Source organism: Paraburkholderia sp. RL17-337-BIB-A, assembly GCF_046025895.1.
GTDB classification, from domain to species: Bacteria; Pseudomonadota; Gammaproteobacteria; order Burkholderiales; family Burkholderiaceae; genus Paraburkholderia; species Paraburkholderia fungorum_C.
Genome location: NZ_JARESY010000004.1, coordinates 689,607 through 714,190, shown reverse-complemented (window position 1 = coordinate 714,190; position 24,584 = coordinate 689,607). Strand labels below are relative to the sequence as shown.

At 60.3% G+C, this 24,584-nt stretch carries 20 protein-coding genes and 3 pseudogenes; 12 read left to right on the top strand and 11 right to left on the bottom strand.

Going from position 1 to position 24,584, the window contains the following annotated elements; genetic code table 11:
• The first annotated feature begins 29 nt into the window (after nucleotides 1–29).
• Nucleotides 30–1,247, top strand: coding sequence for an FAD-dependent monooxygenase (locus tag P0D84_RS48255; RefSeq protein ID WP_408351570.1), 1,218 nt, complete (start codon nucleotides 30–32; stop codon nucleotides 1,245–1,247).
• A gap of 212 nt (nucleotides 1,248–1,459) precedes the next feature.
• On the opposite strand, the gene P0D84_RS48250 is transcribed toward P0D84_RS48255, so the two are convergent.
• Nucleotides 1,460–2,428: a histone deacetylase family protein gene (locus P0D84_RS48250; protein WP_408351567.1), complete on the bottom strand. Its 969-nt coding sequence runs from the start codon at nucleotides 2,426–2,428 to the stop codon at nucleotides 1,460–1,462.
• Nucleotides 2,429–3,097: 669 nt separating this feature from the next.
• Here P0D84_RS48250 and P0D84_RS48245 point away from each other — a divergent pair.
• From P0D84_RS48245 to P0D84_RS48225, 5 genes and pseudogenes are all read left to right on the top strand, one after another.
• A complete protein-coding gene (locus tag P0D84_RS48245; protein WP_408351564.1) occupies nucleotides 3,098–4,942 on the top strand; it encodes a peroxidase family protein in 1,845 nt (614 codons plus the stop codon).
• An 851-nt stretch (nucleotides 4,943–5,793) separates the two neighbouring features.
• A pseudogene (locus P0D84_RS48240) lies at nucleotides 5,794–6,291 on the top strand (alpha/beta fold hydrolase); the annotation flags it as partial.
• Nucleotides 6,237–6,437 (top strand): alpha/beta fold hydrolase, encoded by a 201-nt coding sequence (locus P0D84_RS48235; protein ID WP_408351970.1) that lies wholly within the window; start codon nucleotides 6,237–6,239, stop codon nucleotides 6,435–6,437. The pseudogene P0D84_RS48240 and the gene P0D84_RS48235, both read left to right, overlap by 55 nt.
• A gap of 367 nt (nucleotides 6,438–6,804) precedes the next feature.
• Nucleotides 6,805–7,578 (top strand): annotated as a pseudogene (locus tag P0D84_RS48230) (AMP-binding enzyme); the annotation flags it as partial.
• 228 nt (nucleotides 7,579–7,806) lie between these two features.
• Nucleotides 7,807–9,024 (top strand): NAD(P)/FAD-dependent oxidoreductase, encoded by a 1,218-nt coding sequence (locus P0D84_RS48225; RefSeq protein WP_408351561.1) that lies wholly within the window; start codon nucleotides 7,807–7,809, stop codon nucleotides 9,022–9,024.
• Nucleotides 9,025–9,160: 136 nt separating this feature from the next.
• Here P0D84_RS48225 and P0D84_RS48220 read toward each other — a convergent pair whose 3' ends face one another.
• Nucleotides 9,161–9,799, bottom strand: a complete 639-nt coding sequence (locus tag P0D84_RS48220) for an alkyl hydroperoxide reductase subunit F family protein (protein WP_408351558.1) — start codon at nucleotides 9,797–9,799, stop codon at nucleotides 9,161–9,163.
• 845 nt (nucleotides 9,800–10,644) lie between these two features.
• Nucleotides 10,645–10,893 (bottom strand): YlcI/YnfO family protein, encoded by a 249-nt coding sequence (locus P0D84_RS48215; RefSeq protein ID WP_408351555.1) that lies wholly within the window; start codon nucleotides 10,891–10,893, stop codon nucleotides 10,645–10,647.
• A gap of 299 nt (nucleotides 10,894–11,192) precedes the next feature.
• Between P0D84_RS48215 and P0D84_RS48210 the strand changes: the two genes are divergently transcribed.
• Nucleotides 11,193–12,905 (top strand): site-specific integrase, encoded by a 1,713-nt coding sequence (locus P0D84_RS48210; RefSeq protein WP_408351967.1) that lies wholly within the window; start codon nucleotides 11,193–11,195, stop codon nucleotides 12,903–12,905.
• 664 nt (nucleotides 12,906–13,569) lie between these two features.
• Here the strand turns inward: P0D84_RS48210 and P0D84_RS48205 are convergent.
• The 7 genes and pseudogenes from P0D84_RS48205 to P0D84_RS48175 form a co-directional block, all read right to left on the bottom strand.
• Nucleotides 13,570–14,613, bottom strand: a complete 1,044-nt coding sequence (locus P0D84_RS48205) for a PDDEXK nuclease domain-containing protein (protein WP_408351552.1) — start codon at nucleotides 14,611–14,613, stop codon at nucleotides 13,570–13,572.
• 263 nt (nucleotides 14,614–14,876) lie between these two features.
• The gene (locus P0D84_RS48200) at nucleotides 14,877–15,026 is read right to left on the bottom strand and encodes a hypothetical protein (protein ID WP_408351549.1); all 150 of its coding nucleotides are present in this window, start codon (nucleotides 15,024–15,026) and stop codon (nucleotides 14,877–14,879) included.
• 48 nt (nucleotides 15,027–15,074) lie between these two features.
• Nucleotides 15,075–15,824, bottom strand: a pseudogene (locus P0D84_RS48195) (PDDEXK nuclease domain-containing protein); the annotation flags it as partial.
• On the bottom strand, nucleotides 15,821–16,945 hold the full coding sequence (locus P0D84_RS48190; protein ID WP_408351546.1) for an IS630 family transposase: 1,125 nt from the start codon (nucleotides 16,943–16,945) through the stop codon (nucleotides 15,821–15,823). The gene P0D84_RS48190 and the pseudogene P0D84_RS48195, both read right to left, overlap by 4 nt.
• 204 nt (nucleotides 16,946–17,149) lie before the next feature.
• A complete protein-coding gene (locus P0D84_RS48185; protein WP_408351543.1) occupies nucleotides 17,150–18,475 on the bottom strand; it encodes an epoxide hydrolase family protein in 1,326 nt (441 codons plus the stop codon).
• Nucleotides 18,476–18,568: 93 nt separating this feature from the next.
• Nucleotides 18,569–19,387 carry an enoyl-CoA hydratase/isomerase family protein gene (locus P0D84_RS48180; protein WP_408351540.1) on the bottom strand — a complete coding sequence of 273 codons (819 nt, stop codon included), beginning with the start codon at nucleotides 19,385–19,387 and terminating at the stop codon, nucleotides 18,569–18,571.
• Complete coding sequence (locus P0D84_RS48175; protein WP_408351537.1) at nucleotides 19,377–19,940, bottom strand: AMP-binding protein; 564 nt, start codon at nucleotides 19,938–19,940, stop codon at nucleotides 19,377–19,379. The genes P0D84_RS48180 and P0D84_RS48175 overlap by 11 nt, the downstream gene beginning before the upstream one ends.
• Between P0D84_RS48175 and P0D84_RS48170 the strand changes: the two genes are divergently transcribed.
• Together P0D84_RS48170 and P0D84_RS48165 are read left to right on the top strand one after the other, a co-directional pair.
• Nucleotides 19,862–20,119 (top strand): CoA transferase, encoded by a 258-nt coding sequence (locus P0D84_RS48170; protein ID WP_408351535.1) that lies wholly within the window; start codon nucleotides 19,862–19,864, stop codon nucleotides 20,117–20,119. The genes P0D84_RS48175 and P0D84_RS48170 overlap by 79 nt on opposite strands.
• The gene (locus P0D84_RS48165; RefSeq protein ID WP_408351532.1) at nucleotides 20,022–20,531 is read left to right on the top strand and encodes a CoA transferase; all 510 of its coding nucleotides are present in this window, start codon (nucleotides 20,022–20,024) and stop codon (nucleotides 20,529–20,531) included. The genes P0D84_RS48170 and P0D84_RS48165 overlap by 98 nt, the downstream gene beginning before the upstream one ends.
• A gap of 82 nt (nucleotides 20,532–20,613) precedes the next feature.
• On the opposite strand, the gene P0D84_RS48160 is transcribed toward P0D84_RS48165, so the two are convergent.
• A complete protein-coding gene (locus P0D84_RS48160; protein ID WP_408351529.1) occupies nucleotides 20,614–21,540 on the bottom strand; it encodes an HAD-IIA family hydrolase in 927 nt (308 codons plus the stop codon).
• Nucleotides 21,541–21,852: 312 nt separating this feature from the next.
• Here P0D84_RS48160 and phnC point away from each other — a divergent pair, with 312 nt between their 5' ends.
• The 3 genes from phnC to phnE are packed head-to-tail and all read left to right on the top strand — an operon-like array spanning nucleotide 21,853 to nucleotide 24,550.
• Nucleotides 21,853–22,713, top strand: a complete 861-nt coding sequence (gene phnC / locus P0D84_RS48155; protein WP_408351526.1) for a phosphonate ABC transporter ATP-binding protein — start codon at nucleotides 21,853–21,855, stop codon at nucleotides 22,711–22,713.
• A 50-nt stretch (nucleotides 22,714–22,763) separates the two neighbouring features.
• Nucleotides 22,764–23,729 (top strand): phosphonate ABC transporter substrate-binding protein, encoded by a 966-nt coding sequence (phnD, locus tag P0D84_RS48150; protein ID WP_408351523.1) that lies wholly within the window; start codon nucleotides 22,764–22,766, stop codon nucleotides 23,727–23,729.
• A complete protein-coding gene (gene phnE / locus P0D84_RS48145) occupies nucleotides 23,726–24,550 on the top strand; it encodes a phosphonate ABC transporter, permease protein PhnE (RefSeq protein ID WP_408351520.1) in 825 nt (274 codons plus the stop codon). The genes phnD and phnE overlap by 4 nt, the downstream gene beginning before the upstream one ends.
• Nucleotides 24,551–24,584 lie beyond the last annotated feature (34 nt).

Sequence of the window (24,584 nt, the reverse complement as noted above, 5' to 3'; positions counted from 1 at the left end):
ACACACAGTCTGAATACTGGAGACACCCCATGGAACAGCTGGATCTGAAGATCGCAATAATCGGTGCTGGCATCGGCGGCCTCACGCTCGCGCTCGCACTGCGAGAACATGGCATCGACGCGCAGCTCTACGAACAGACCGACGAGCTTCGCGAGGTCGGAGCGGCAGTCGCGCTGTCGGCGAACGCGACGCGGTTTTACGAGCGCATGGGACTGCGTGCAGCCTTCGACGCGGTGTGCGCTGAAATACCCGCGCTGATCTATCGGGACGGGCGCAGCGGCGAAGTGATTGGACAGCATCGTGGCGAACCGAGCTATCGCCAGCAGTTCGGGGGATCCTATTGGGGCATACACCGCGCGGACCTGCAGGCCGTGCTGTCGAACGCGATCGGCCTCGAGCGCATCAATCTCAGCCATCGGCTGACCGATCTCGTGCAGCATCCGGATCGTGTGAGTCTGAGTTTCGCCAACGGTCGTCACATCGACGCCGATCTGGTGATCGGCGCGGACGGGGCGCGCTCGATCACGCGGCGCTGGATGCTCGGCTACGACGACGCCCTGTATTCGGGCTGCTCAGGTTTTCGTGGCGTGGTGCCGGCCGGGCGTATGGATCTGCTACCCGATCCCGAGGCTATTCAGTTCTGGGTCGGACCACAGGGCCATCTGCTTCACTATCCGATCGGCGACAAAGGCGACCAGAACTTTCTGCTCGTCGAGCGCCATCCCTCGCCGTGGCCGTCGCGCGACTGGGTCACGCCAGCGAGCGAGGGTGAGCAGCTGCGCCTGTTCAAGGACTGGCATCCGGCGGTGGTACAGATGATCACGGCGATGCCGATCAGCCAGCGCTGGGGCCTGTTCCATCGTCCCCCGCTCGGGCGCTGGAGCAAGGGCCGCGTGACGCTCATCGGCGATGCCGCGCATGCACTCGTGCCGCACCATGGCCAGGGCGCCAATCAGTCGATCGAAGATGCCGTGGTGCTGGCCGCGCAGCTGGCCAAGGCGGGGCCGGGTCGCTGGCGCGAGGCCCAGGAGGCCTACGAGCGGTTGCGGCGGGGCCGTACGCGCAAGGTGCAATACGCCTCGATATCGACGGCTGACGTGTTGCATCTGCCGGACGGACCCGAGGCGCAGGCGCGCAACGCCCGCCTTCGCGCACGCGACAGCCTGCTGCATCATCTGGACTGGATTCACGATTTCGACGCCCTTGCACAAGAGCCGACCGAACGCCAGGGCGGCACCTGGCTTTGAGCTGCGTTCCTTTCGTCGACGCCTGTTCGATTTTTCCTGGACCGGTTCAGGATCGGCCAATTGTTGGCAGGCTCCGCTGACCGGAGTGGTGCTCTATGAAGCAACCTTCACCTCCGGCAGTCGATTGGCCGTTTGATGGGCCGGAGCCGCCATCCGAATGTCCGGGTGACACGACGGACGAATGACCCTTCATGGCCGGTCACGGCCGGAAGTCACTGCGTAGGCCCGGTAACCTGTGAGCCTGATCGAACATTCATTAAGGCACGGACATGCGCCATCGTGCCAGTGGCCAGGGCCTCCAGGCTATAACCCCCTTCCAGAATCGAAACGATGCGCCCCTCGCACGTCGCATCGGCAATACGCATCAACTCACTGGTAATCCAACGAAAATCGCTGTCCTCGAGGTTCAGGCTTGCGAGCGGGTCCAGGCGATGCGCGTCGAAGCCTGCCGAAATGACGATAAGTTGGGGGCTGAACTGGCGTACCGCCGGCAACATGTCGGACTCGATCCGTGCACGGAAGAGTGCCGAATCACATCCACGGGGCAACGGGACATTGACAATGTTGTGGTTCACGCCGGTCTCGGATGCGGCGCCCGTACCGGGATACAAAGGCGACTGGTGGCTGGAGGCGTAAAACAGCTCCGGGCGGTTGAAAAATGCTGCCTGGGTGCCGTTGCCGTGATGGACGTCGAAGTCGACGACCGCGACGCGTTCGAGCTTGTGTACTTCATGAGCGTAAGCCGCAGCGATTGCAGCCTGATTGAAAATGCAAAAACCCATTGCCCTCGCTGGCTCGGCGTGATGACCACACGGACGCGTGGCGCAAAACGCGTTGCGCGCCTGCGCGTTCATCACCGCATCGACGGCGGCACAAGCCGCGCCGACGCAGCGCATCACGGCTTCCCACGAGCCCGGCGACATCACCGTGTCGCCCGCATCAAGCGGCACATAACCCCGCTGCGGGGCGATCTCCGCGACCTCATCGACGAAGGCCTGGTCGTGGATCAATTGCACCTGATCGAGTGTGCCCATCGGCGCATCGCGCCATTCCAGCGCCGCAAATTCCGGCGACTGCAACGCGCGCAACACGACCTTCAGACGTTCCGGCGATTCCGGATGGTCAAGGCCCGGGCGATGATCCAGACACGCAGCATGGGAAAAAATAATGGTGGTCGTCATTTACATTGATACGCGGCGCAGACCGCGTCGTCTCCTTATTGCCAGTGCACTCGCAGCGCTGCCAGAGTGCATAACGCGGTAGTGGCGCACCTCATCAACCCCGCCCCAAACCTTCCGACTGCACTAAGCAAGCATAGGGCCGCACGTACTTTCACGATAATTAGACATTGCTTGCAACATCATAGACGTTCGCTTATGGATCACCCCGTGCCCGAGCGCAATCGGTTTTTCCAGGCCGCGACCTACTCTGAAGCAGAGCAACGGGCGTTAATGGCCGAGGTCGCAAGTGCTGATCTGGCCGGGCTCCGCGGTCGTCGGCCTGCAGCGATTTCCGCACTCGACCCACAAGCGCCATTCGCTTAAACGCTCGATCGTCCGTTCCATTGTCAATAAGGTCATTCGAGTCATGGGTCTTTTGGGTTTCGAGTTTCCATTGCTATCGATCATCGGAAAAGATGACCTGATTTCCACCCGAAAAAATATATTTTATGATATTCCTATCGGAAATCAGCGATCGGTAAGTTAAAACAAATGGGTTGCAACCAAGTAAGTTTATTCCGCCTTCACGCGCGCTGATCCTGATAGAAACATGCGGTAGTCAAATCATACAAATCGCTGTATTCAGTTCGCATAGTCAAACCAAATCAAGCGCGTCGATCGTAATATTATTTGTTATTGAATTTCCCTCTTCTTCGTTGCATCGTGCCTTACGCCTTTGCGCCCTCCATCCGCAAGGCGTCAACGACGATCGACCCATGCCGCGCCTTCAGAAAGCGCGGGCGGATCAGTCACGTCGATCGATTAAAGACAACGAGGAGAATTAAATTGCGCATTCATCGATATATGCGGGTGGGGTGTTCGGCACTTATAATCGCCGCCGCTGCACTTCCAGCAAGGGTTTTCGCCGACAATCACGGCGCTCCCTCCACAGCTCATCCAATTACACTGCTACAGTCATTTCGCCCAATCGGCGGCGCTGATAATAATTTCGCCAATCCCAACTTCAACGCCACACCGGGCAGTCCGGAATTGAAACTGGCCCCGTTGAACTTCGCGCCTGGCACGGCCAACGGCCTGATAAGCGGCCCGAATCCCCGGACCATCTCGAACGTTATTTCGGGCGGCACGGGCGCTCAGGGACAAAACGGCCAGACCACTGATCCCGTTGCCTCTGCATGGCTCTATGTGTGGGGACAATTCGTCGATCACGATCTGGGTCTAGAAGCTGCACCGCTCACAACCGACGCGATCAACATCACCATTCCCGCAAATGATCCCGACGTGACCGCCGGCACCGTCATCTCAATGACCCGCGCGGTGCGCAGTCCGGCGACCGATACGATCATCAACACGGTTGCCGGATATCTCGATCTGTCGCAACTCTACGGCTCGACTCAGACGATGGCCGATAGCTTGCGCAATGGAGACGGCACCTTGAAAGCGACGCCCAATGGCCAGTTTCTTCCGATTGTCGCGGGTGTCTTTGAAAGTGGCGATCCGCGGGTGATGGAGAATCCCGAACTCACAGCGACCACGACGCTTTTCATGCGCGAGCACAATTATTGGGTAGGTCAGCTGAAGGCCCAGCAACCGGCATGGTCAGACGATCAGCTGTACAACATGGCGCGAGCCATCACCACCGCCGAGTACGAGAACATCGTGTATTCCGAATATTTACCGGTACTGATCGGCTCAGTGCTGGGCCCGTACAAGGGGTACGACTCTTCCCAGAACGCGCAGATCTCGCAGGAATTCTCGGCTGCTGCGTTCCGCGTCGGTCATTCGCAGATTTCGGATACCCAGGAGGGCGTGGACAACAATGGCGTCACCACCTTCAGTGAAGGGCTCAGCCAGGCGTTCTTCAATTCACCTCAACTCGACATTGCGAACGGGACCGATCCCCTCCTGCGCACGCTGAGTCTGGATTTCGCGCAGGCAACGGATGTGTACGTGGTCGCGACGTTACGCAATCTGCTGGCTGCCAGCCTCGTGGGCGGCGGCGTCGACCTGATCGATCTGATCGCAATCGACATCCAGCGTGAACGCGATCTCGGCGTTGGCAGCCTGAACCAGATCCGCATCGCGTTAGGCCTCGCGCCTTATCGCTCGTTCGATGCATTGACCAGCGATCCTGCGCTGCAAACCCGTTTAAAAACCGTCTACGGCACCATCGACCAAGTAGACCTTTTCATTGGCGGACTCGCGGAAGCGCATGCGCCCAACGCGGTTGTCGGGCCAACGTTTCAGCGAATCATCGGCGACCAGTTTTCCGCGTTGCGCGCAGGAGATCGTTTCTTCTGGCTCAACCAGGGTTTCGATCCTGCAACCACCAGTATGATTACGAACACGACGCTTGCCGACATCATCCTGCGTAACACGGACACAACCACATTGCAGCAGCATGTCTTCATTCAAGGCTCGCCGGCTACACCGCCCTCGCATCACAAGAGTCAGACACCCGTTCCTCGTGGGATGAGGCCCGATGCTGCGTCCGCTATCAATCCGGCGCGTTGAGCCGCGACGGTCAGTTTTACGAGAATGACCCCAGCCGGGACATTCTCGGGCGTGTCTTCCGTGACTATCAAGCCATTGAACGCGTAAAAGTTAAACCACCGCAGCCGGGATACTATTCGATCGCTCCAACAGTAAATCTTGCGTACCCTCAGACACGCTTTCTCTCTTGGCGCGCAAAAACATTCGTCGATTTCGTCGTTTAGAACATCTAGCGTCTCCGAAGGAATCCGGATCAAATGTCCGATGACCGCCCCTGACGAGTCATTCCGAAGCATGGCGCGATTGACTGGTCATGGCCGAATCTTGACGGATGCGAAGCGGCGCGAAAGCTTCCGGCGGCGATTCACCTGCGTCGCGGGAAACGCCTTCAACAACGTGTGCTTGTGACAGCGTTCAAGAAAAGAGTGGCAAGGATTCAGTCGCACTTTGACGCCGCCGCGGTGACGCGGAGCGATTTGTGGATACGATGGCTTTTCCCCCGGCCGAGCCGAGACGTTTGTTGACCTCCAACAGCGCTCTGCAGACAGACTTGTGCGCGGGTATCCCCGTCAATGCCAGTTCAAGCCGGGTCAGCAGTTCCGGCAGATTCGTTTCCCGTACCCGAAGCGCCGGTCTGAACGTAGGTTCGCGTTGGTTCGTACTTCCCATACGGAAGGTGTCATGAGAGCGACATCAGTTCGCGTCGACGGAATCCGTTCCCCGATACTGGAGTCTGGTATACCGGAAGCCACTGAAGCTGTCGTCTTCGTGCATGGCAATCCAGGATCGACGGCTGACTGGACGCGACTCGTGGCCGATGTCGGTGAGTTTGGCCGCACCGTCGCCATGGACATGCCCGGTTCGGCGCTGCAGACAAACCGGAACATTTCGACTATAGCGTGCCTGGCTACGCGCGCCACCTTGGCCGACTGCTAGCCGAGTGCAATGTCCGGCGTGCTCACTTGGTCATGCACGACTTTGGCGGCCCTTGGGGGCTTGCGTGGGCCGCTACAAACCCTCACGCCATTGCGAGCGTAACGTTGATCGACACAGGCGTTCTGCTTGACTATCGCTGGCACTATCTGGCGCGCATCTGGCAGGCGCGCTGGCGGGGTGAACTGTTCATGGCCACGACAACGCGAGCCGGGATGCGGCTGCTGCTTCGGCACGGAAATCCGCGTGGCTTGCCGTCGGAATACGTCGATCAGGCGTTTAAAAGCTTCGATGGCGGCACCCGACGCGCCGTGCTACGGCTCTACCGCAACACCCGCGAAACGAACGGCGCCATGCAGGGCATTGCCAATTCACGCGCCCGCTGGATCTGCCCGCGCAGGTTGTATGGGGTGCCCACGATCCCTATATTTCCGTGAACTTCGCCGAGCGACAGCGCGAGGTCTTTCCCCGTGCCGAGGTGCTGATCCTGTCGGACAGTGGACACTGGCCTTTCATCGACAATCCTGACGCCGTTGCTCAAACGATCGTGCCGTTCCTGCGAAGGCAGTTGGGTCCACGCTGAATCGTTGCGAACTCGCCATTTATCGCAAAAAGGTGTCAGCAAGTGACGCACCGCGCTCGACCCAGATGCGACGGCCATATTGCAGTCAGCGCCACCGTGGCGCTTTTCCTGTCGCGCGCGATCCATTTCAGTATGCAGCATGCCCGGGTTAGCGACAAACCGGCGACTCTGCTCCATCAAAAGCGCTGTGGAACGGCCGAGTCCGGTGCTGCAGCCGGGCTGCCGTCCCGGTGACAAGCGCACTGCAACACGACAGCAGGACTGGTTCTCTACGCTTCAGTGACAGGTCGCGGCCGAATTCCCCCTATTGTGACCGTCCGAAGTCGACCCTGTATATGCGGTCGCTCAACTTTCTCGATCACAGACGTGCCCGCCGGCCATGCTGCGCTCCTTCGAGGAATACGGCGTCGAAGCCATTCACGGATGGGGCATGACCGAGATGTCACCGCTCGGCACGCTCGCAACACTCAACTGGGAACAATCACAGCGGCCGCCGGAAGAGCAGCGCAGGCTGCGCGAAAAGCAGGGGCACGCGATCTACGGCGTGGACATGAAGATCGTCGGCGACGATGGGCGCGATCTGCCGTGGGACGGCGTCGCGTTCGGCGAACTGCACACGCGCGGTCCGTGGGTGATCAAGCGGTATTTCCAGAAGGATGACTCGCCGCTCGTCGACGGCTGGTTTCCGACCGGCGACGTGGCCACGATTGACCGGGACGGTTTCATGCGCATCACCGACCGCAGCAAGGATGTGATCAAGTCGGGAGGCGAGTGGATCAGTTCGATCGAAATCGAGAACATCGCGATCGCGCATCCGGCCGTCGCCGAGGCGGCCTGCATCGCCTGCGCCCATCCGAAGTGGGCGCAGCGGCCGCTGCTCGTCGTCAAACGCAAGGACGCGGAGGTCACGCGCGACGAACTGCTCGCGTTCTACGAGGGCAAGGTCGCGAAGTGGTGGATGCCAGATGACGTTGTCTTCGTCAACGAATTGCCGCATACGGCGGTTGGCAAGCTGCACAAACTGAAGCTGCGCGAGCAGTTCTGCGATCACCTGTTGCCGTCGGCGCTCGAAGTTGAGAACGGTCCGCTTGCCGACGAACGCGCAACGCGAGGCGCCGGGTCGAAACCTGCGGCGGAATAGTCGGAAGGAGGTTGTCAAAGGGACCGCCACCGCACCGCCATTTGGTGCAACCGGCCGCAGCCGACCCCACTTCTGCCGTTGAACGTTACATGGGATGAAGGGCAGCTTTCGATGTCTAAGCGTCATCCGTGGGTTCGCGGCCGTCCCCAGTCCCGCTCCTGACGCATATCATGGCTGAAACGCCCCCGACCGACAGGTCGACTGGCGCGACCAGCAGGAGAAGCAGCGATGGCCGAATCCGCGGACGTGGTCGTGATTGGCTCCGGTGGACTTGGAGCGGCTACAGCGTATTACCTGGCTAAACGGGGCACCCATCGCATCGTGCTTCTCGAGCGGCACGAAATCGGCTCACAGACTTCTCCGCGAGCGGCTGGCATGGTCAGTTGCTTGCGCAAGAATGACCTGATGATCAACTTGATCACGTTGGCGGCAAACAAAATCAGGCAGTTCTCTGCGGACACCGGCCAGCCTTTGGATTGGGTGCAGTCGGGTAGCCTCAAGGTTGCGCGGCGCCCGCAAGATGCCGAGGTCATTCAGGAAGACATCCTGCGCGGCCGGCGCAACGGCCTGGACGTGGAGGAGCTTTCCCTGAACGCGGCCCACCGGCTCAACCCGTTTCTTGAAACGATCGGAGTAGCGGCGGTGATGCGTATCGGCGACGACATGTATTTCAATCCCGCCCAACTGGCCGTCGGCTTCGCTCGTGCGGCGCAGGCGCACGGTGTGGAGGTACTGCCGAAGACTCCGGTCACGCGCGTCCTGATCGAGGATGGCGAGGTCACGGGTGTCGACACCACGCGCGGTCGCATTCGCGCCCCGGTTGTCGTCGATTCAGCCGGCGCCTGGACTCGACAAGTGGCCGAAGCCAGCGGAATTCGTGTTCCCCTTATCCCGACAGCGCAGCAACTGTTCGTCACCGAGCCGGTGGCGGGTGCCCGCGCAGAATTGCCGATGGTCCGGATCATGGACGCTGCCGTCTATATGCGGCCCTGTGAGGGCGGATTTCTCTGGGGGGTCTACGAGGACAACCCGACATTCTTCGACATGAATGACTTCGACACCAACTTCGACATCAAGGATCTGTCACTTGATGCGGGGGTGCTCTGGCACTACGGTCGAGACGTCGAGGCTCAACTTCCCGTCCTTCTCAAGGCAGCGGTGCGTGAGCATCGCGGGGGGCTGCCAACGATGACTGCAGATGGGCAGCACATTGTCGGCCCAGCGTCGGCAATTCGTGGATTCTACTTCGCGAGCGGCTGCAATGTCGCGGGCCTGTCCATTGCCCCGGCACTGGGCGAAGCTCTTGCCACGTGGATTATCGACGGCGCACCTCCAATCGACCTGACGCCTCTTTCGGTCAGCAGATTCGGCACCGGGCCATGGGCAGACGATGAGTTGAAAAAGCAGGCATCGTGGCAGTACCGTCATTTCTACGGCGCGAGATAACCCGTCATCGACGTCATTCCCCAGCGGCCGTTTCGGAGGCGAGTGATTGTCTCAGGTCGAGCCGGATGGCCACGGCAGGCGTCGACGCGTGAGTTGCGCACGAAAGGTCCGCGATGATATGACCTGCAGGTCAGTGCTACTGCTTGCCCGCCGCGTGCAGTGCTGCTCTCATGCTCAGTTCTATGTCGTAAAGTTTCGCGCCGAGCTCCACAAAGCTGCTGCGCCCCTCACCGAATACCTCGCCGTTCATGTAGATCGTCGGCACAACGCTAATATCACGCGCCGACACCTCACTTTGAAAAATTTCTCCGTCGATCGTAATGTTGTGAATCCGTGGATTGATCACTGTCATCATGTTCAGCCCTTGCACAACGTCCACACAGCTTTTGCAAGATAGCGAAATATAGGTCTCGAAATAGTAGTCACGTTCTAGCGCTCGAATCTGTTCAATGGTCGTACGGTCGGCTATTACGGGATGTCCTCCAACCTGGAGTATTGCCAGGACAAGGGACGAAAACTCAGGCCCTGTTGGAGTGGCGGCAAACTGGATACCGGGTCTTCCTCCCGCCTGCCTGATTGAAAATGACGGCTTGCGTGGGTTGTCCTGCTGCTCCTCGATTACCGTCACCAGATCTGTCAACGACGCGATTTCGTTCAACATCGTCAGCATCTCGTGCGATTTTTGACTGCCGCCCTGCGACACGATCAATTCGACAGGTCTGCGAATGTTTCGCAGATACGTCTGCAGTTGTGACCTGAGGCTGACGTTTAACATATTTCGATCCCGTAACGACTTACAAGTTTATGTCAAGAAGTGCCAGGAGCTGAAAGAAATCTGAACAGAAGGTGTAGCGCCGATCTGCCATCGGAAGCAGGACGGTGCCAGGCAATGCTCCCCCGAACGTCGGTGCGTTTTGGTGCGCTATCGCACATATTCAAGATGTTCGCGAATCGTCTGATATGGGTGCACTCGTGTCTCAACGGCAAGCTCGAGCCTTTGTTGGCGTGCATCCAAGACAAAAGTCTGCACCAAGACTAAAAGCTGCAATGTGCGAGAGGTCTCCCAATCGGAGATCTCTTACGCGTGGCATGCGACCGCAAAAATTTCATTACGAAGTCCGTCGCTGACGAGAGTCGGACGGAGTGAATTGCAAAGGTTTGGAAGCATCCAATATAGGATGGCGAAGAACAGAACAGCGTGCAGCTGGCTCCGAATACTCTGGATTCGAAGCTTTGTCTGAGGCACTTGCCGGACTCCTCCTTCTGAAGAAGTTTGCAGGAAAGAAATTTTCGCCCAGCCTTGTCAATGAACGCATTGATAGACATCATGTCATCGGGAGTCAGGTGCGACCAGAAATCACTCGCCGGCTGTGTCAGCGTCGGACGTACTTCCCCGAAGTGTCGAAGTAAATTTCCCCACCCTGTGTGTTCGTGGTGCCCCATGGAACAATCGACCGCAAACGAAGGCTCGGATAGCTGCAACTATCTGCCCCTTCATTTCAGGACTGGCGCTACAGTTTGATTCATGTGAACGAAGTCAGCGGTCTGCGCCCTCTCAGCGCCCGTCAAAGCGACAATACTTGCGAATACGCTGTGCGACCCTGCGCACTGCTCCCACATCTAATCCCCGAACAGATCCAAGGTCCTGCCACGCTGCTGCGCCGGCAAAGCCCCGCTGCGGACTTGGGCAGCCACATCCTGCGGCAGCCACGCGTCTTCCATCGCGCTGATGCCCTTCTCGATCAACTGTTTGAGAAAAAACGACTGACTACGCCCTGTGACTTCCGCCAGCAATCTCAATCGCTGTTCGATTGCCGGCTCGACGCGTACCGCGATGACCTGCGACCTGTTCTCTGACTTCCTTCTCAACCTGTGCTCCTGATTGCATCTGTGCGCCGCACGCCGGCGCATTGGCGCGCTGTTTTACCACAACCGGACGGAGCGGCGCCGGGCATCGCAATTGGCTGCCCGACAAAGGCACCGCGTCGATGGGCGAACGTAATCCATGCTGCGGTTTCCAGCCGGTTGCTGGGCGCGGTCCGCAGGGTTGACGACGTTGTGTCAACGCGAAATCCCTTTCCCGCATACGGCGCCGCGCGCTACTCCGGAAACTGCGCTTGCGAAAAACGCGTCACACCCCGGAGCGCCGAGCGCCCTCCTCCAGAAACATCGCACCCACATCGTCATTGCCCGACGCCGATGCGCTCGCTGCATTGCGCGGCTGGTACGCGGGCCTGTCCTCGCGCGACGCGGTCGAACGCTACCTGCCGCACGCGCTGCTCACCGCTGGCGCGAGCGCACGTGGCATCCTTGGCCGGATCCGCCGGCAACTCGCCGCCTTCGCGCATGAGCGTCACCGGCCCGACCTCGTCGCACTGTTCAGCCACCCGGCCAGTGAACGTGCCGAACGGGGCGCCGCCGTGCTGCACGCGATCACCCTGCTGCCCGGTCTCGCCGATGCGGAACCGCAAATTGCCGACGACATTGGTCAGTGGCTGCGTCCGCGCGCCGTGCGTGTACTGCGCGCCCACGGCATCGTGACGCTCGCAGACCTTACCGTGCGCGTGCCGCGTCGCCGTCAATGGTGGCATGCCGTCGAGGGGCTCGGTGCGGCAACCGCAAAGCAGATCGAGGCGTTCTTTGCCTCCTATCCCAATCTCACGGAGCGGGCCCATGCGCTGGTCGCCGGCCACCCGACCGCCGTGCATGTGCGAGACAGCGCGGCCCTCGCGCCGTGGGAGCGTATTCACGTGCCACCCGGTGTCGACGGCACCGACGGGACCTTCCGCGCGCCGCGCAGCGCCTGCACACTCGATGCGGACAACGACTACGAGGCCGTGCACGCGTGGCTCTCGCTGCATGACGCGCCGACGACACAGCGCGCCTATCGCAAGGAGGCGGAGCGGCTGATTCTCTGGGCGATCGTCGAACGCAGCCGCGCGCTGTCGTCGCTCACTACCGAAGATGCGATTGCCTATCGTGCCTTTATCCTGGCCCCGTCGCCGCGCGGTCGCTGGGTAGGACCAGCGAGGCCGCGTCACGCACCTGACTGGCGCCCATTTGCCCGCGGCCTCTCGTCGCGTTCGGCTGCCTATGCGCTATCGGTACTCGGCGCACTGTTCCGCTGGCTGATCGAGCAGCGTTACGTGCTTGCTAATCCCTTTGCAGGCGTCAAGGTTCGTGGACGCACCCGGGTGGCCCCGCTCGACACATCCCGCGGCTTTACCGACGGCGAATGGCAGATCGTGCGTTCGCTCGCCGATGGTCTCGAATGGTCGTATGGCTGGGAGGCCGCCGCCGCGCAGCGTCTGCGCTTCGTGCTCGATTTCGCGTACGCGACCGGGCTACGCGCGGGCGAACTGGTCAACGCAACGCTGGGCGACGTTCTGGCCGATGCGAATGGTGATCACTGGCTGCGACTGATCGGCAAAGGCAGCCGGCCTGGCAAGGCCGTGCTGCCGCCACTCGCGCGACGCGCGCTCGAACAGTCACTGCTGCAGCGCGGCTTGCCGGTGACGGCCGCACGCTGGCAACCAAACGTCCCGGTGCTCCCCAGTCTAGTCGGCGAGGCGGACAGCGCATCTGGCATCTCGCCTGCGCGACTATGGCACGTGATGCGACGCTTCTTCTGCCAGGCTGCAGACCTGATTGAAGCTGATCACCCGCCGCTCGCGGAGAAGCTGCGGCGTGCGAGTCCGCACTGGATGCGTCACACGCATGCCACGCACGCGCTTGCGCACGGCGCCGAGCTGACGACCGTTCGCGACAACCTGCGGCACGCCTCGATCTCGACGACCTCAATCTATCTGCAGGGTGACGAAGTAAAACGTGCACGCCAGCTCGATGCGGCATTCGGCTGGCGCTCATCCGAACGACCATGAGGGAGCGCGCTAACGGTGAGTATTTTCGGGAGCCGGAAGCACGACGCCGTGCGTCAACGCGTGGAGAGATAGCCGTAACATGGATCGGCACATATGAGCGGTCCGGGATTCGCGGTCGCGCAATCGCATGGGGACGTTCTCCAGCACTCTGTCTTCTGCTTCACGACTCCAGACTGCGCACCGGCTCGAACAAGAAGGTCATCTATCCATTTGGGGCGATCGTCGAGTAAGGATGGCTTCGCTGTGGGGCGCGTGAAGCTCGATGAGCCCTTTCGTTCGCTTATACCGGTCACTTCGTAGTAGCCGCGTCCGAGGTTCAAAGGTCATCTAGTTCCTCAAGCTGCGTGGCAAGTGGTCTCGAGGGTTGTTCGACGCCTGCCCATGTCTGCAAGCTCGGGACGCGCGACGACGCGTGGGGCAAAAAGTCAACATGACGCGGTGCCCGGGTTCGCCGATCGACGATCACTTGCTGAATGGAACTGCCGCCTGATGGTCCATGTGGCGTGTCGGACGAAAGTCGCTCTCTGGCCGATCCCCTTCGAATAGCAGCAACAGCACCTGTTCAATCAGCTCAGATGCGATTGCGTGATTGTGACTGCAGTCGATTTAATCTTATGAGGTGCAGGTATTTGTGTATTCGTGCGCACCTGCGCGTACGCCTGTGTTAGTGGCCGGGCAGATCTGGCCGAAGCTCCGCTTCAATCTGATCGATCGACGGCAGCTCTGTTTCCAGTGATTCGGGCACCTGTCGAAGCAACTGATATTCGGCCACGCCCATTGGCTTCGTCACGCCTCGCAGCGCATATTCCGCGACGAGCCGGTTCTTTTCCTTGCACAGGAGCAAGCCGATCGTGGGTTGATCCTCCGGCGCTTTCACCTGCGCGTCAATCGCAGAGAGGTAGAAGTTAAGCTGGCCGGCATATTCTGGACGGAACGGCGTCGTTTTCAGTTCGACGACCACATAGCAGCGCAACTTCAGATGATAGAACAGGAGATCAATAAAAAATTCATCGCCTCCGACGTCCAGCCGGTATTGCCGTCCGACAAACGCGAATCCCGCTCCCAACTCAAGAAGGAACCGGGTGATATGCTGGGTGAGCGCCTGCTCGATATCGCGCTCCTGTGCATCCTCAGTGAGGCTGAGAAAGTCGAAGATGTATGGGTCCTTCAGCGCATCCCGAGCGAGATCGGACTGTGGCGGGAGTAAGGTTTCCCTGAAATTCGTCACGGCGCTGCCCGATCGCGTGTAGGCCGCTGTCTCAATCTGCATCGTCAGCACTTGCCGCGACCAGCCGTGTTCAAGCGTCTTGCCGGCATACCAGCTTCGTTGCTCTGGGTCCTTGACCTTGTCCAGCAAGGTACAGAGATGGAACCAGGGCAATTGTGCAGCAGGCTGCTGCACAAATTCCGCGTCTGGCCAAGCTTGCGCCAGCGAGCGCATATATTTCAGGTTGCGCGGGGAAAAGCCGCGCATGTCGGGAAACGCAGCTTTCAGGTCCCGGGCAAGCTGGTCGACAACCCCAGTGCCCCACCCCTGCCGCTGCTGACGATCCAGGATTTCGCGGCCAATCTGCCAGTACAGCGTCACGAGTTCGCGGTTCGCGCTGGTGACTGCGCGAAGTCGGGCTCGCTCGACCCTCTGTTTGAGCTCAGCGAGCCAGTGCCTGTAGTCTTCACCCCATGAATCGTTGGGCAGGTTATCCGTCATGCAAGTCTATGTTTGCCGTTAATCAACGCTCATTATCCGGGCATCGACAAGCGCGGGCAATCTCGGCATTGAGGGTTTACAGATTTAACGGACATGAACGTTTAAGAGCGACGCGATAAAAGGGCCAAATTATGTTATGTCAAATTAAAAGCTTGCATGCGCAAAGTCCGGAGACGCCGTCGGTTTGCATAGGCTTGTTCGCATTCTTTGCAGAATTTTGTTCCCGCTCCACTCGCCCATCTGTATCCCAACCGCCTGGTCTATTACTCCGCCTCATCCGCCATCCCCGTAGTGCCGGCTTTGCGGTCAAGCTTGCTTAAAAGCCACTGGTCGTTCGAGAAGCTCACGCGACGGCGATCAGTTTCTTCGTTCAGTTTTTCCAAGTCACGATCGTTGAGGATTGCCTCTTCCACCCCGCGTTCCCACGTTTCGCGCAGGATCGGTCGGGCATCGGGACCGGATTACCTGGCCCCGGTACGCCGTTCCAGTTCCGCTGTCGTGCGCTCCAGCTCCTGCACGATCATCGCCTCATCTGGCAACACCGTCTGGTACTCCGCCGCGAGAATCTTGTTCGGCAGGTTGTCCAGCGCGTAGTGTGCTTCGGCCGCGCCTTTTTCTGCACAAAGGATCAGACCGACAGGTGGATTCTCGCCAGGCTTCATCCAGTGATCGCGCGCATAGTTCAGATAGAGATGCATCTGCCCGGCGTCAGCGTAGCTGAAACGACCGACCTTGAGATCGATGATGACCAGGCATTTCAGACGTCGATGGAAAAACACCAGATCGACCCTGAACCACGTATCGTCGATTCTCGGGCGGCGCTGTCGGCCGACGAAAGCGAAGTCGTCGCCGAGCTCCAGCAGGAAATCCGCCAGATGCTGGATCAATGCCTCCTCAAGATCCGGCTCCGAGTACTCGTCCTTGATGTCGAGAAACTCGAGGACGAACGGGTCGCGAATCGCCTCCTCCGGCGTGAGGAGATCACCCGGCTGGACATCAGCGGCTTTCCTGAGCAGGGCCGCCTTGTTGCGCGACAGCGCCAGCCGCTCGTAAAGCTGGCTACTGATCTGACGGTCGAGCTGGCGGTCGAGCTGGCGCACCGACCAGCCTTCGCGCAACGCCGCTGTTTCATAGAAAGCGCGCGCGATCGCCGTCTTCACTGAAAGCAGGCGCACGTAGGCGGACCACGGCAACGTAAAACGGGTGGCTAGTGTTCCGTTCCGCTGATTCGCGAACAAAGTCTGTGTAGCTTTTCGAGGATGGAATCAGCGGATGCGGTCCACATGAATGGTTTGCAGTTTTCGTTGTAGTGGGAAACGAACTGATCGATACGCGTGATCAGTTGTTTGACCGAGCCAAACGAGCCTCTGCGGATGGCCTTGTCGGTGATCAGCGCAAAGAAGCGTTCGACCTGGTTAAGCCACGAACTGTAGGTAGGAATGAAATGCATGTGCCAGCGGGGCTTTGTTGCCAGCCACGCCTTGACCTTGGGATGCTTGTGACTGCCATAGTTGTCCACGATGCAGTGCACGTCGAGTTCAGCCGGTACGGCCTTGTCGATTTCGCGCAGAAACGACAGGAACTCCTGATGCCGATGACGCGGCTTGCAGGTGGCGAGCACCGCGCCATTGAGGACGTTCAGGGCGGCGAACAGCGTGGTGGTGCCGTGGCGAACGTAGTCGTGCGTGACGCCTTCGACATAGCCGAAGCCCATCGGCAGCATGGGCTGCGTGCGTTCGAGCGCCTGGCATTGGCTCTTCTCGTCCACGCACAGTACCAGGGCGTTCTCCGGTGGGCTCAGATACAGGCCGACCACGTCGCGCAGTTTCTCGATGAAGAATTGATCGGTCGAGAGCTTGAAGCTTTCGCTGCGATGCGGCTGCAGGCCCAGCAGCTTGAAGTAGCGATGCACACTCGTCGGCGAGATAGCCGTTTCGGCGGCCATCGTGCGCACGCTCCAGTGCGTGGAGCCATCCGCTGGCTTGGTGTGCAGGGTCTTGTGAATCAGTTGAGCCAGCCGCTCATCGTCAATCGTGCGCGGCTTGCCAGGACGTACTTCGTCATACAGCCCGTTGATGCGATGCTCCAGGAACCGGATACGCCACTTGCCCACCGTGGCACGCGTGAGCTGAAGACGCAGGGCAATTGCGCTGTTGGGCTCCCCGGCAGCAGCAGCCAGCACGATGCGCGCACGCGTCACCAGCGCCGCCGAAATCGAGCGCGAACGCGCTATCGAAGTCAGTTGCGAGCGCTCATCTTCACTCAACACCAGTTCGGCCTTCGGTCGTCCCCATGGGCATGCTGGTATCTCCCGTTCCGTCGATACAAGCATGCTACGTGAACATAGATTAGTTAACAACAGAACGGAACACTAGATGCAACCGTGTGAAGCAGACGCGCGATGAATGACATCCTGGCAGGTCTTCATGGATGCGACGAAGGCCTGTTAGCTGCTATGCGGAAGAGTTAATAGGGCCGCCGAGAATCATCGAAGGATGCGATTGACGCCATAGCGGCATCATTCGCATCTTTGAAGTCAGCGCAGCGTCCGGAAGCTCGTGCGAACTTCCTCCACGAACGCTTGCGGCTGCTCCCATGCCGCGAAATGCCCGCCTTTCGGAAGGCGGTTGTAGTGGATCAGCTTCGGATACGCCTTCTCTGTCCAGCTCTGCGGGGCCGCGTAGATCTCATCCGGAAACACGCTCACGGCAACAGGGATTGCAACGTGTTTCGGTGCAAAGAAGTTGAGCTTGTTTTCCCAATACAGCCGAGCCGACGAAACGCCCGTATTCGTCAGCCAATAGAGCGTGACATTGTCGAGCACGTCGTCTCGCGTCAGTCCCTCGGTCTGACCGTCAAAGACGCGCGCGATCATTGCCTGACTGGCGGCGTCGTGATCGAGCATCCATGCAGCGAGTCCGATAGGCGAATCTTCGATCGCATACAACGTCTGCGGACGGTTCGCCATCTCTTGCGCGTAGCCGAGACCGTGCTTGTAGAAATAGTCGAGCTGATCGAACGCGTGCTTCTCATCGGGCGAGAGTCCGGCCGGCGGCGGGTTTCCATATTTCAGTGCATTGGCAATGTCGTCCGGCACGGTGGCCGGCATGTTGGTATGAATGCCGAGCAGTTCCGGCGGCGCGATGAGCGCCATCTGTTCCGTAACCGCATTGCCCCAGTCGCCTCCTTGCGCCACGTAACGCGTGTACCCAAGACGCTTCATCAACACGATCCATGCGCGCGCGATACGTGCAGGATCCCAGCCAGTTGTAGTCGGCTTGCCTGAGAAACCGTAGCCCGGCAACGAAGGAATCACAATGTCGAAAGCGTCCGATGCATTCCCGCCGTGGGCGGTCGGATTGGTCAGCGGATTGATGATCTTCAACTGTTCGATGATCGATCCAGGCCATCCGTGCGTGACGATGACGGGTAACGCATTCTGATGCTTCGAACGAACGTGGATGAAATGGATGTCGAGCCCATCGATCTCAGTGACGAATTGCGGCAACGCATTCAGTTTCGCCTCGATCTTGCGCCAGTTGTAATCTGTCGACCAATACCGCGCGAGCTTTTGCATCGTCGCAAGCTGCACGCCCTGCGACGCATCCGTGACGGTTTCGCGCTCCGGCCAACGCGTCGACTTGATGCGTCTGCGCAAATCGACAAGTTGCGATTCAGGCACATGCACACGAAGTGGACGGATAGGGGCTTTGTCGCTATCCGCCGGCGGCGCAACTTCAGTAATGGACTGCGTCGTTTCCGCGAACGCGAGCTGGCTCAATGAAGCCGCAGCAACGGACGCCGCCGCCACACCAATAAAACGACGGCGCGATGGCGCATGGGGATCGTGAATGTCTGACACACAAACTCCTAAAACTTAGCGATCTTAATGATACAGATAAAACGACAGGGCGATGCGGGGCAGCCGCGCTGATGCATGAATGCACTCCGGCTATCAATCGTCGAGTTCGCCCAGCAGCCGGCCTAGGTCCAGTTCCGCTTGGCGTGTCTGGAACCCGTGGGCCATGGCGGCTTCCATCCGGCGTTGTGCGGGCACAGACTGCACGTTTGTCCCGAAGAGATTCGAATCGCGGCGAAACTCGTCGACGGGAGCCAGCGCGATGGCATTGACGCGCTCCTTGACCATCGCGTGTCCGGCCGCCGGAAAACGCGAGATGCGCCGCGCAAGCGATGCGACGAATTCGCCGAGCGATTCGGCGGGCAACGCCCGGTTGATCCATCCATACCGTTCCGCGATGTCCGCGTCATAGTCCAACGCGCTCAGCATTACTTCAAGCGCACGGCCGCGGCCCATCAGGCGGGTGAGGAACTGGGCAGCGCCGCCGCCGGGAATCAATCCGAAGGCGGGTTCCATCTGACTAAACACCGCCGATTCCCGCGCGGCAAAACGCATATCGCAGGCCAGCACGAATTCGCTGCCCGCGCCGCGCACACGCCCTTCGATCTGCGTGATCGAGACAAGCCGACTGGCACTCAAATGGCGGAACAGCCGCGCGATCGAGGGCTCGCCGGTCAGCTTTGCGGCTTCCTCGCGATATTCCTTTACCTTCGTCACATCCACGTGGGAGATGAAATAGTCGGGGTCGGCACTACTGAATACGAGCACATTTGTGCCGTCGTCGGCTTCAGCGTCCCGGATCAGCGTGACCAGGTCTCGCACGAGCTCGGGGCCAAGCAGGTTCATGGGCGGGGCGGAAATTTTCACGAACAGAACTGCTCCGTCGCGATCCACTTTGAGCGTTTCAAACGTCATGGCTGGTTCCTGATGGACAAGGCCGGTACCAGGCGAGGAAACGTAAGGCCGAGCGCCTGACATACAGTCTGGAGAAGTCAAACACCCTCTGAGCCGCTACCGCACGCTCACCGTCTTCGACCTCAGCATTCACTACAGCAATCCAGGCAAGTTGGGAGCAGTGCTCTGCGAGAAGTGGGGCAAGATGAGACTGGGTCACGGCACAAACAGCGCACGCAGCGGCGACCAGATAGGCGAGTTCGGGTCCCGCTGCTAATGCATTCGTTGCGACGCACACGGCGCCAAGCCAGGCGCACGCAAAGCGGACCAACACAGCTTCGGGGCAGTTCTCCATATGGACAACGACGCGGTCACCTGCCCGCACTCCACGGGCAGCCATACCGCCCGCGAGACGCTGCACATGGTCAAGAAGATCCGCATAGCTGTACGTACGACCTTGGCCGTCGAAGAGATCCCATATAAGGAAGGACGGGCATGTATGCAACCGTCGGCATCCTGGCCGCACTGGCGCATCGCACCGGGACGGGCGAAGGCCAATACATCGACATGGCATTGCTCGATGTACAGGTCGCGGCAATGGCGAACATGAACCTCAACTACCTGGTATCGGGAAGGACGCCGAAGCGTGAGGGCAATGCGCATGCGAACATCGTGCCTTACCAGGTGTTCAAGGCCAAAGATGGGCAAATGGTGCTGGCAGTCGGCAACGACGGACAGTTCCGCAAATTCTGAGCTTGCGGATTGCACACATCTGGCAACCGATCCGCGTTTCGCGACGAATGCGGCACGCGTGATGAACCGTGACATGCTCGGCCCGATGATTCAGGAAATCCTGGTCACGCGCACGATCGAGCAGTGGGTGACGCCGCTCGCGGCCGCGCGCATACCTTGCGGACCGATCAACGACATCGCGCAGACGTTCGCACACCCACAGGTCCAACACCGCGGCATGCGGGTCGATTTACCTCATCCGCTCTCGGGCAGCGCGCCCAGCGTGGCGAATCCGATCCGGATGTCAGCGTCGCCGATCCAGTATCGAAGTGCGCCGCCGACGCTCGGGCAGCATACCGACGATGTGCTGGTATCGCTGTGTGGGATCGATGGGGATGAACTCGGTGAGCTGAGGAAAAAAGGCGTCGTTTGACGCACGCCCGATACAGGGAGTTCGATCAAGAATCGATCGTCGATTCTTGCGCTTTGTGTGTTGCGCATCCCGCTACGAGAGATTAAACGCAACGGTCCTCGATACATTTGACGCCCTGTTCTTGAAGCGCCATTGAAGAGCGCCTGCATTGCGCCTGCTCCCCGCCTTCGGACGGGAACAGCGCCGCCAGCGATGCGACATCCGCGCACTCGCTGGCGCCGACCAGCACCAGCGGCATACCGAGCCGGGCCGCGCCGGCCGCGTCGGTTGCCGGGTTGTCGCCGATTACCAGCGTACTGGCCGCTGGCGTACCGAGCCGCTGCAGCGCCTCGATAAACAGTGGCTGTTCGGGCTTACCGACGATCTGCTCAGGTGCCACGCCGGCGCAGGCGATCACCGCGTGCATCAGGCTGCCAGTCTCGGGCACCAGGCCGCCGTCGTTCGTCGGATGGCTCAGGTCAGGGTTGGTCACAATCAGGCGCGCGCCGCCGCGCACGTCGTTGACGATCGCCGCGAGTTTCGCATAGTTGAAATGCACGTCGCGGCCGAGAATGACGACGTCCGGGGCATGCTCGACCAGGACGCACCCTTGACGCCTTGCGAAGGCTGCGAGCGTCGCGCTCGCGGCGAGTCGAATCCGCGCGCCCGGATACCGCCGGGCGACCATCAGCACCGCCTGCTCGCCCGCCAGTACGATGTGCTCCGGTGTTATCCGCAGGCCGATCCGCTCGAGCTTGCGCGACAGACTGCGCGCGGTGTCGCGCGAATTGTTCGATACGATCACGCAGCGCTCGCCGGCATAGGCGAGCAACCGCGCCGCGCCCGGTAGCGCCTGCCCGCTCGCGACCAGCGTGCCGTCCAGATCGACGATGAAACCGCGTGCCTGCGCCAGCCGCTCGATCGCCTGCGCGGCACGCGCGGCCGCACCGCCGCCTGGTGAGGCAAGGACCGGAGCGGCGCCGAGGCGCACTGAGTCGTCGGCGGACGGCATGGACGGAAAACTCATCATGCGGATCCCTTTGAACCGAAAGAAAAGCTCGCAAGCCTAATATTGAATTTATATCAATGCAATTCTTTTATGCATTGAGAAATAGTCATTCCGTTGACACTTGGGAGGACTATGCTTGCGCCGCCATGCAGCGGCTTGGGAGCCTCCCCAACTTTTGCACGCTCCCCCATCCGAGGCCACGCGTTGCGGCACTGATACGTATTGAAAGACATAGTCTTCTAGACGTTGAGATAGCTTCACTTAACTGTCACGGTGGCTTCCTAGAATGTGGCACACGTTCCGGCACTTGCCGGATGCATTGACGGGGTAAGCATGGAAGCAATTCGCGTCGAACGGCTGAGCAAGACATTCAGAAACGGCCGCAAGGCTCTCGATGAAATCGATCTGCGCGTCGCCCCGGGCGAAATGGTGGCGCTGATCGGTGCCTCGGGCTCGGGCAAATCGACGCTGCTGCGGCACATCGCGGGTTTCACCGTCTCCGACGCACAGCCGTCGCAGATTTCGATTCTCGGCCGCCCAATCCAGCAAAACGGCCGCCTCGTGCGTGAAGTGCGGCGGATTCGCCGCGATATCGGCTTCGTGTTCCAGCAGTTCAATCTTGTCAACCGGCTGTCGGTCGAGTCCAACGTGCTTATCGGTGCGCTTGCGCGGCTGCCGTGGTGGCGCCGCGTGACGGGCCGTTTCCCAAGCAGCGAACGGGCGCTGTCGTCTGCCGCGCTCGGCGAGGTTGGGATTGCCGAACACGCGCAGGAACGCGCGGCGAACCTCTCCGGCGGCCAGCAGCAACGCGCGGCGCTCGCACGTGCGCTGGTGCAGCGGGCCCGCATCGTCCTCGCGGACGAACCGATTGCGTCGCTCGATCCTGAATCGTCGCGCCGCGTGATGGACATGCTGCGTACGCTGAACCGCGATCACGGGTTGACCGTGCTGGTGTCGCTGCATCAGGTCGACATCGCGATGCAGTACTGCCCGCGTACCGTCGCCCTGCGCCGCGGCAAGATCGTCTACGACGGAGCATCTTCCGCGCTCACGCCGGCTTTGTTGCAGCAGCTTTACGGCGACGACGCTCGCGAGCTGCTCGAAGAAATTCATCACGGCGCCGCGCAACCGCATGCCGATGCACCCCAGTCGCAGCGTTACTCCTTTGCACTCGATCCTGCGCACTCTGCCTGAAATACAGCGTCGCTCCCATTCCTTCTGTTCTGCCAACTGGATTAAACCTGATGAAATTCCTGCGCTCACTGATCGCCGGCGCCGCCGCTTTTGCGTGCGTCGCCGCCCACGCCGAAGACATCAATCTTGGCATCATCTCGACCGATTCGTCCGCGGTGCTGTCGCAGCGCTGGCAGCCGCTGGTCGACGACATGAGTAAGCAGACCGGTTTGCACGTGAAGGCGTTCTTCGCCACCGACTACGCCGGCATCATCGAGGGCATGCGCTTTAACAAGGTGCAGGTCGGCTACTTCGGCAACGCCTCGGCGATGGAAGCTGTGGATCGCGCCGGCGGCGAGGTGTTTGCCAAGATCACCTATGCGAACGGCGACTCCGGCTACAAGTCCGTGCTGATCACCAACGTGAACAGCCGCTTCAAGACGCTCGACGACGTCTTCAGGAATACCAAGGATGTGACGCTCGGCTTCGGCGACCCGAATTCCACGTCGGGTACGCTGGTTCCCGGCTACTACCTGTTCGCCCAGCACAATGCGCCGGTGAATACCTCGTTCAAGGCGGTGCTACCGTCTAACCATGAAGCCAATCTGCTGGCTGTCGTGAACAACAAGATCGACATTGCGACCAACAACACCGAGATGCTCGACACGCTGAAAAAGGATCATCCGGACAAGTTCGCCCAGGTGCGCGTACTGTGGACCTCGCCGCTGATCGCATCGGACCCGCTGGTCTGGCGCAAGGATCTGTCGCAGGCCACCAAGGACAAGATCCGCGCCTTCTTCCTGAACTACGGCAAGACCGACCCGCACGAAAAGGCGGTGATGGCCGCGATTACCGGCTATAGCGGCTTCTCGGCGTCGTCCGATGCGCAACTGCTGCCGACCCGCCAGGTCTCGCTGTTTCAGCAGAAGCAGAAGATTCAGAGCGACACGCATCTGTCCGACGACGACCGCAAGACCCAGCTTGCCGCGCTCGACGCCAGGCTGAGCGCGCTGAACGCGGCTTTATCGAAGCAATGAGCGCGTCCGACCTGACTACCGCCCGCCCGACGCACCCGGTCGGCACGCTGGCGGGCGCTACTGTGGGCAAGCGCAGCTGGCTGTCTCTGCTAGGCTGGGTCGGCGTGATCGCCGTGCTGGGGGGAAGCTGGCACAGCGCGGATATGCGGCCGCTCGATCTGCTGACTGACTCCGGCAACATGGGCCAGTTCGCCAAGGACTTCTTCCCGCCGGACTTCACCGAGTGGCGCAACTATGTGCACGAAATGGTTGTGACGTTGTCGGTCGCGGTGTGGGGCACGGTGCTCTCGCTTGTGTGCGCTGTACCTTGCGGCCTGATGTGTGCGCACAACATGGCGCCGCAGTGGGTCGTGCAACCGGTGCGCCGCCTGATGGACGCGTGCCGCGCGATCAATGAAATGGTCTTCGCGATGCTGTTCATCGTCGCGGTGGGACTCGGTCCGTTCGCCGGCGTGCTGGCGTTGTGGGTGCATACCACCGGCATTCTGGCGAAGCTGTTCGCCGAAGCAGTCGAGGCAATCGATCCGCGTCCCGCCGAAGGCGTGCGCGCGACCGGCGCGACCAATCTTGACGAGATCATCTACGCGGTGCTGCCGCAGGTACTGCCGTTGTGGATCTCGTACGCGCTGTACCGCTTCGAATCGAACGTGCGCTCGGCAATGGTGGTGGGCATGGTCGGCGCGGGCGGGATCGGCGTGGTGCTGTATGAAGCAATTCGCTCGTTCGATTACGCATCCACCGCTGCGGTGCTGATCATGGTGATCGTCGTCGTCACGGCAATCGATCTGGCCTCCGCGTGGCTGCGCGCAAAGGTCATCTGACGGATGAGCGCGGACAGGCGGCCGGCGGCCCCTC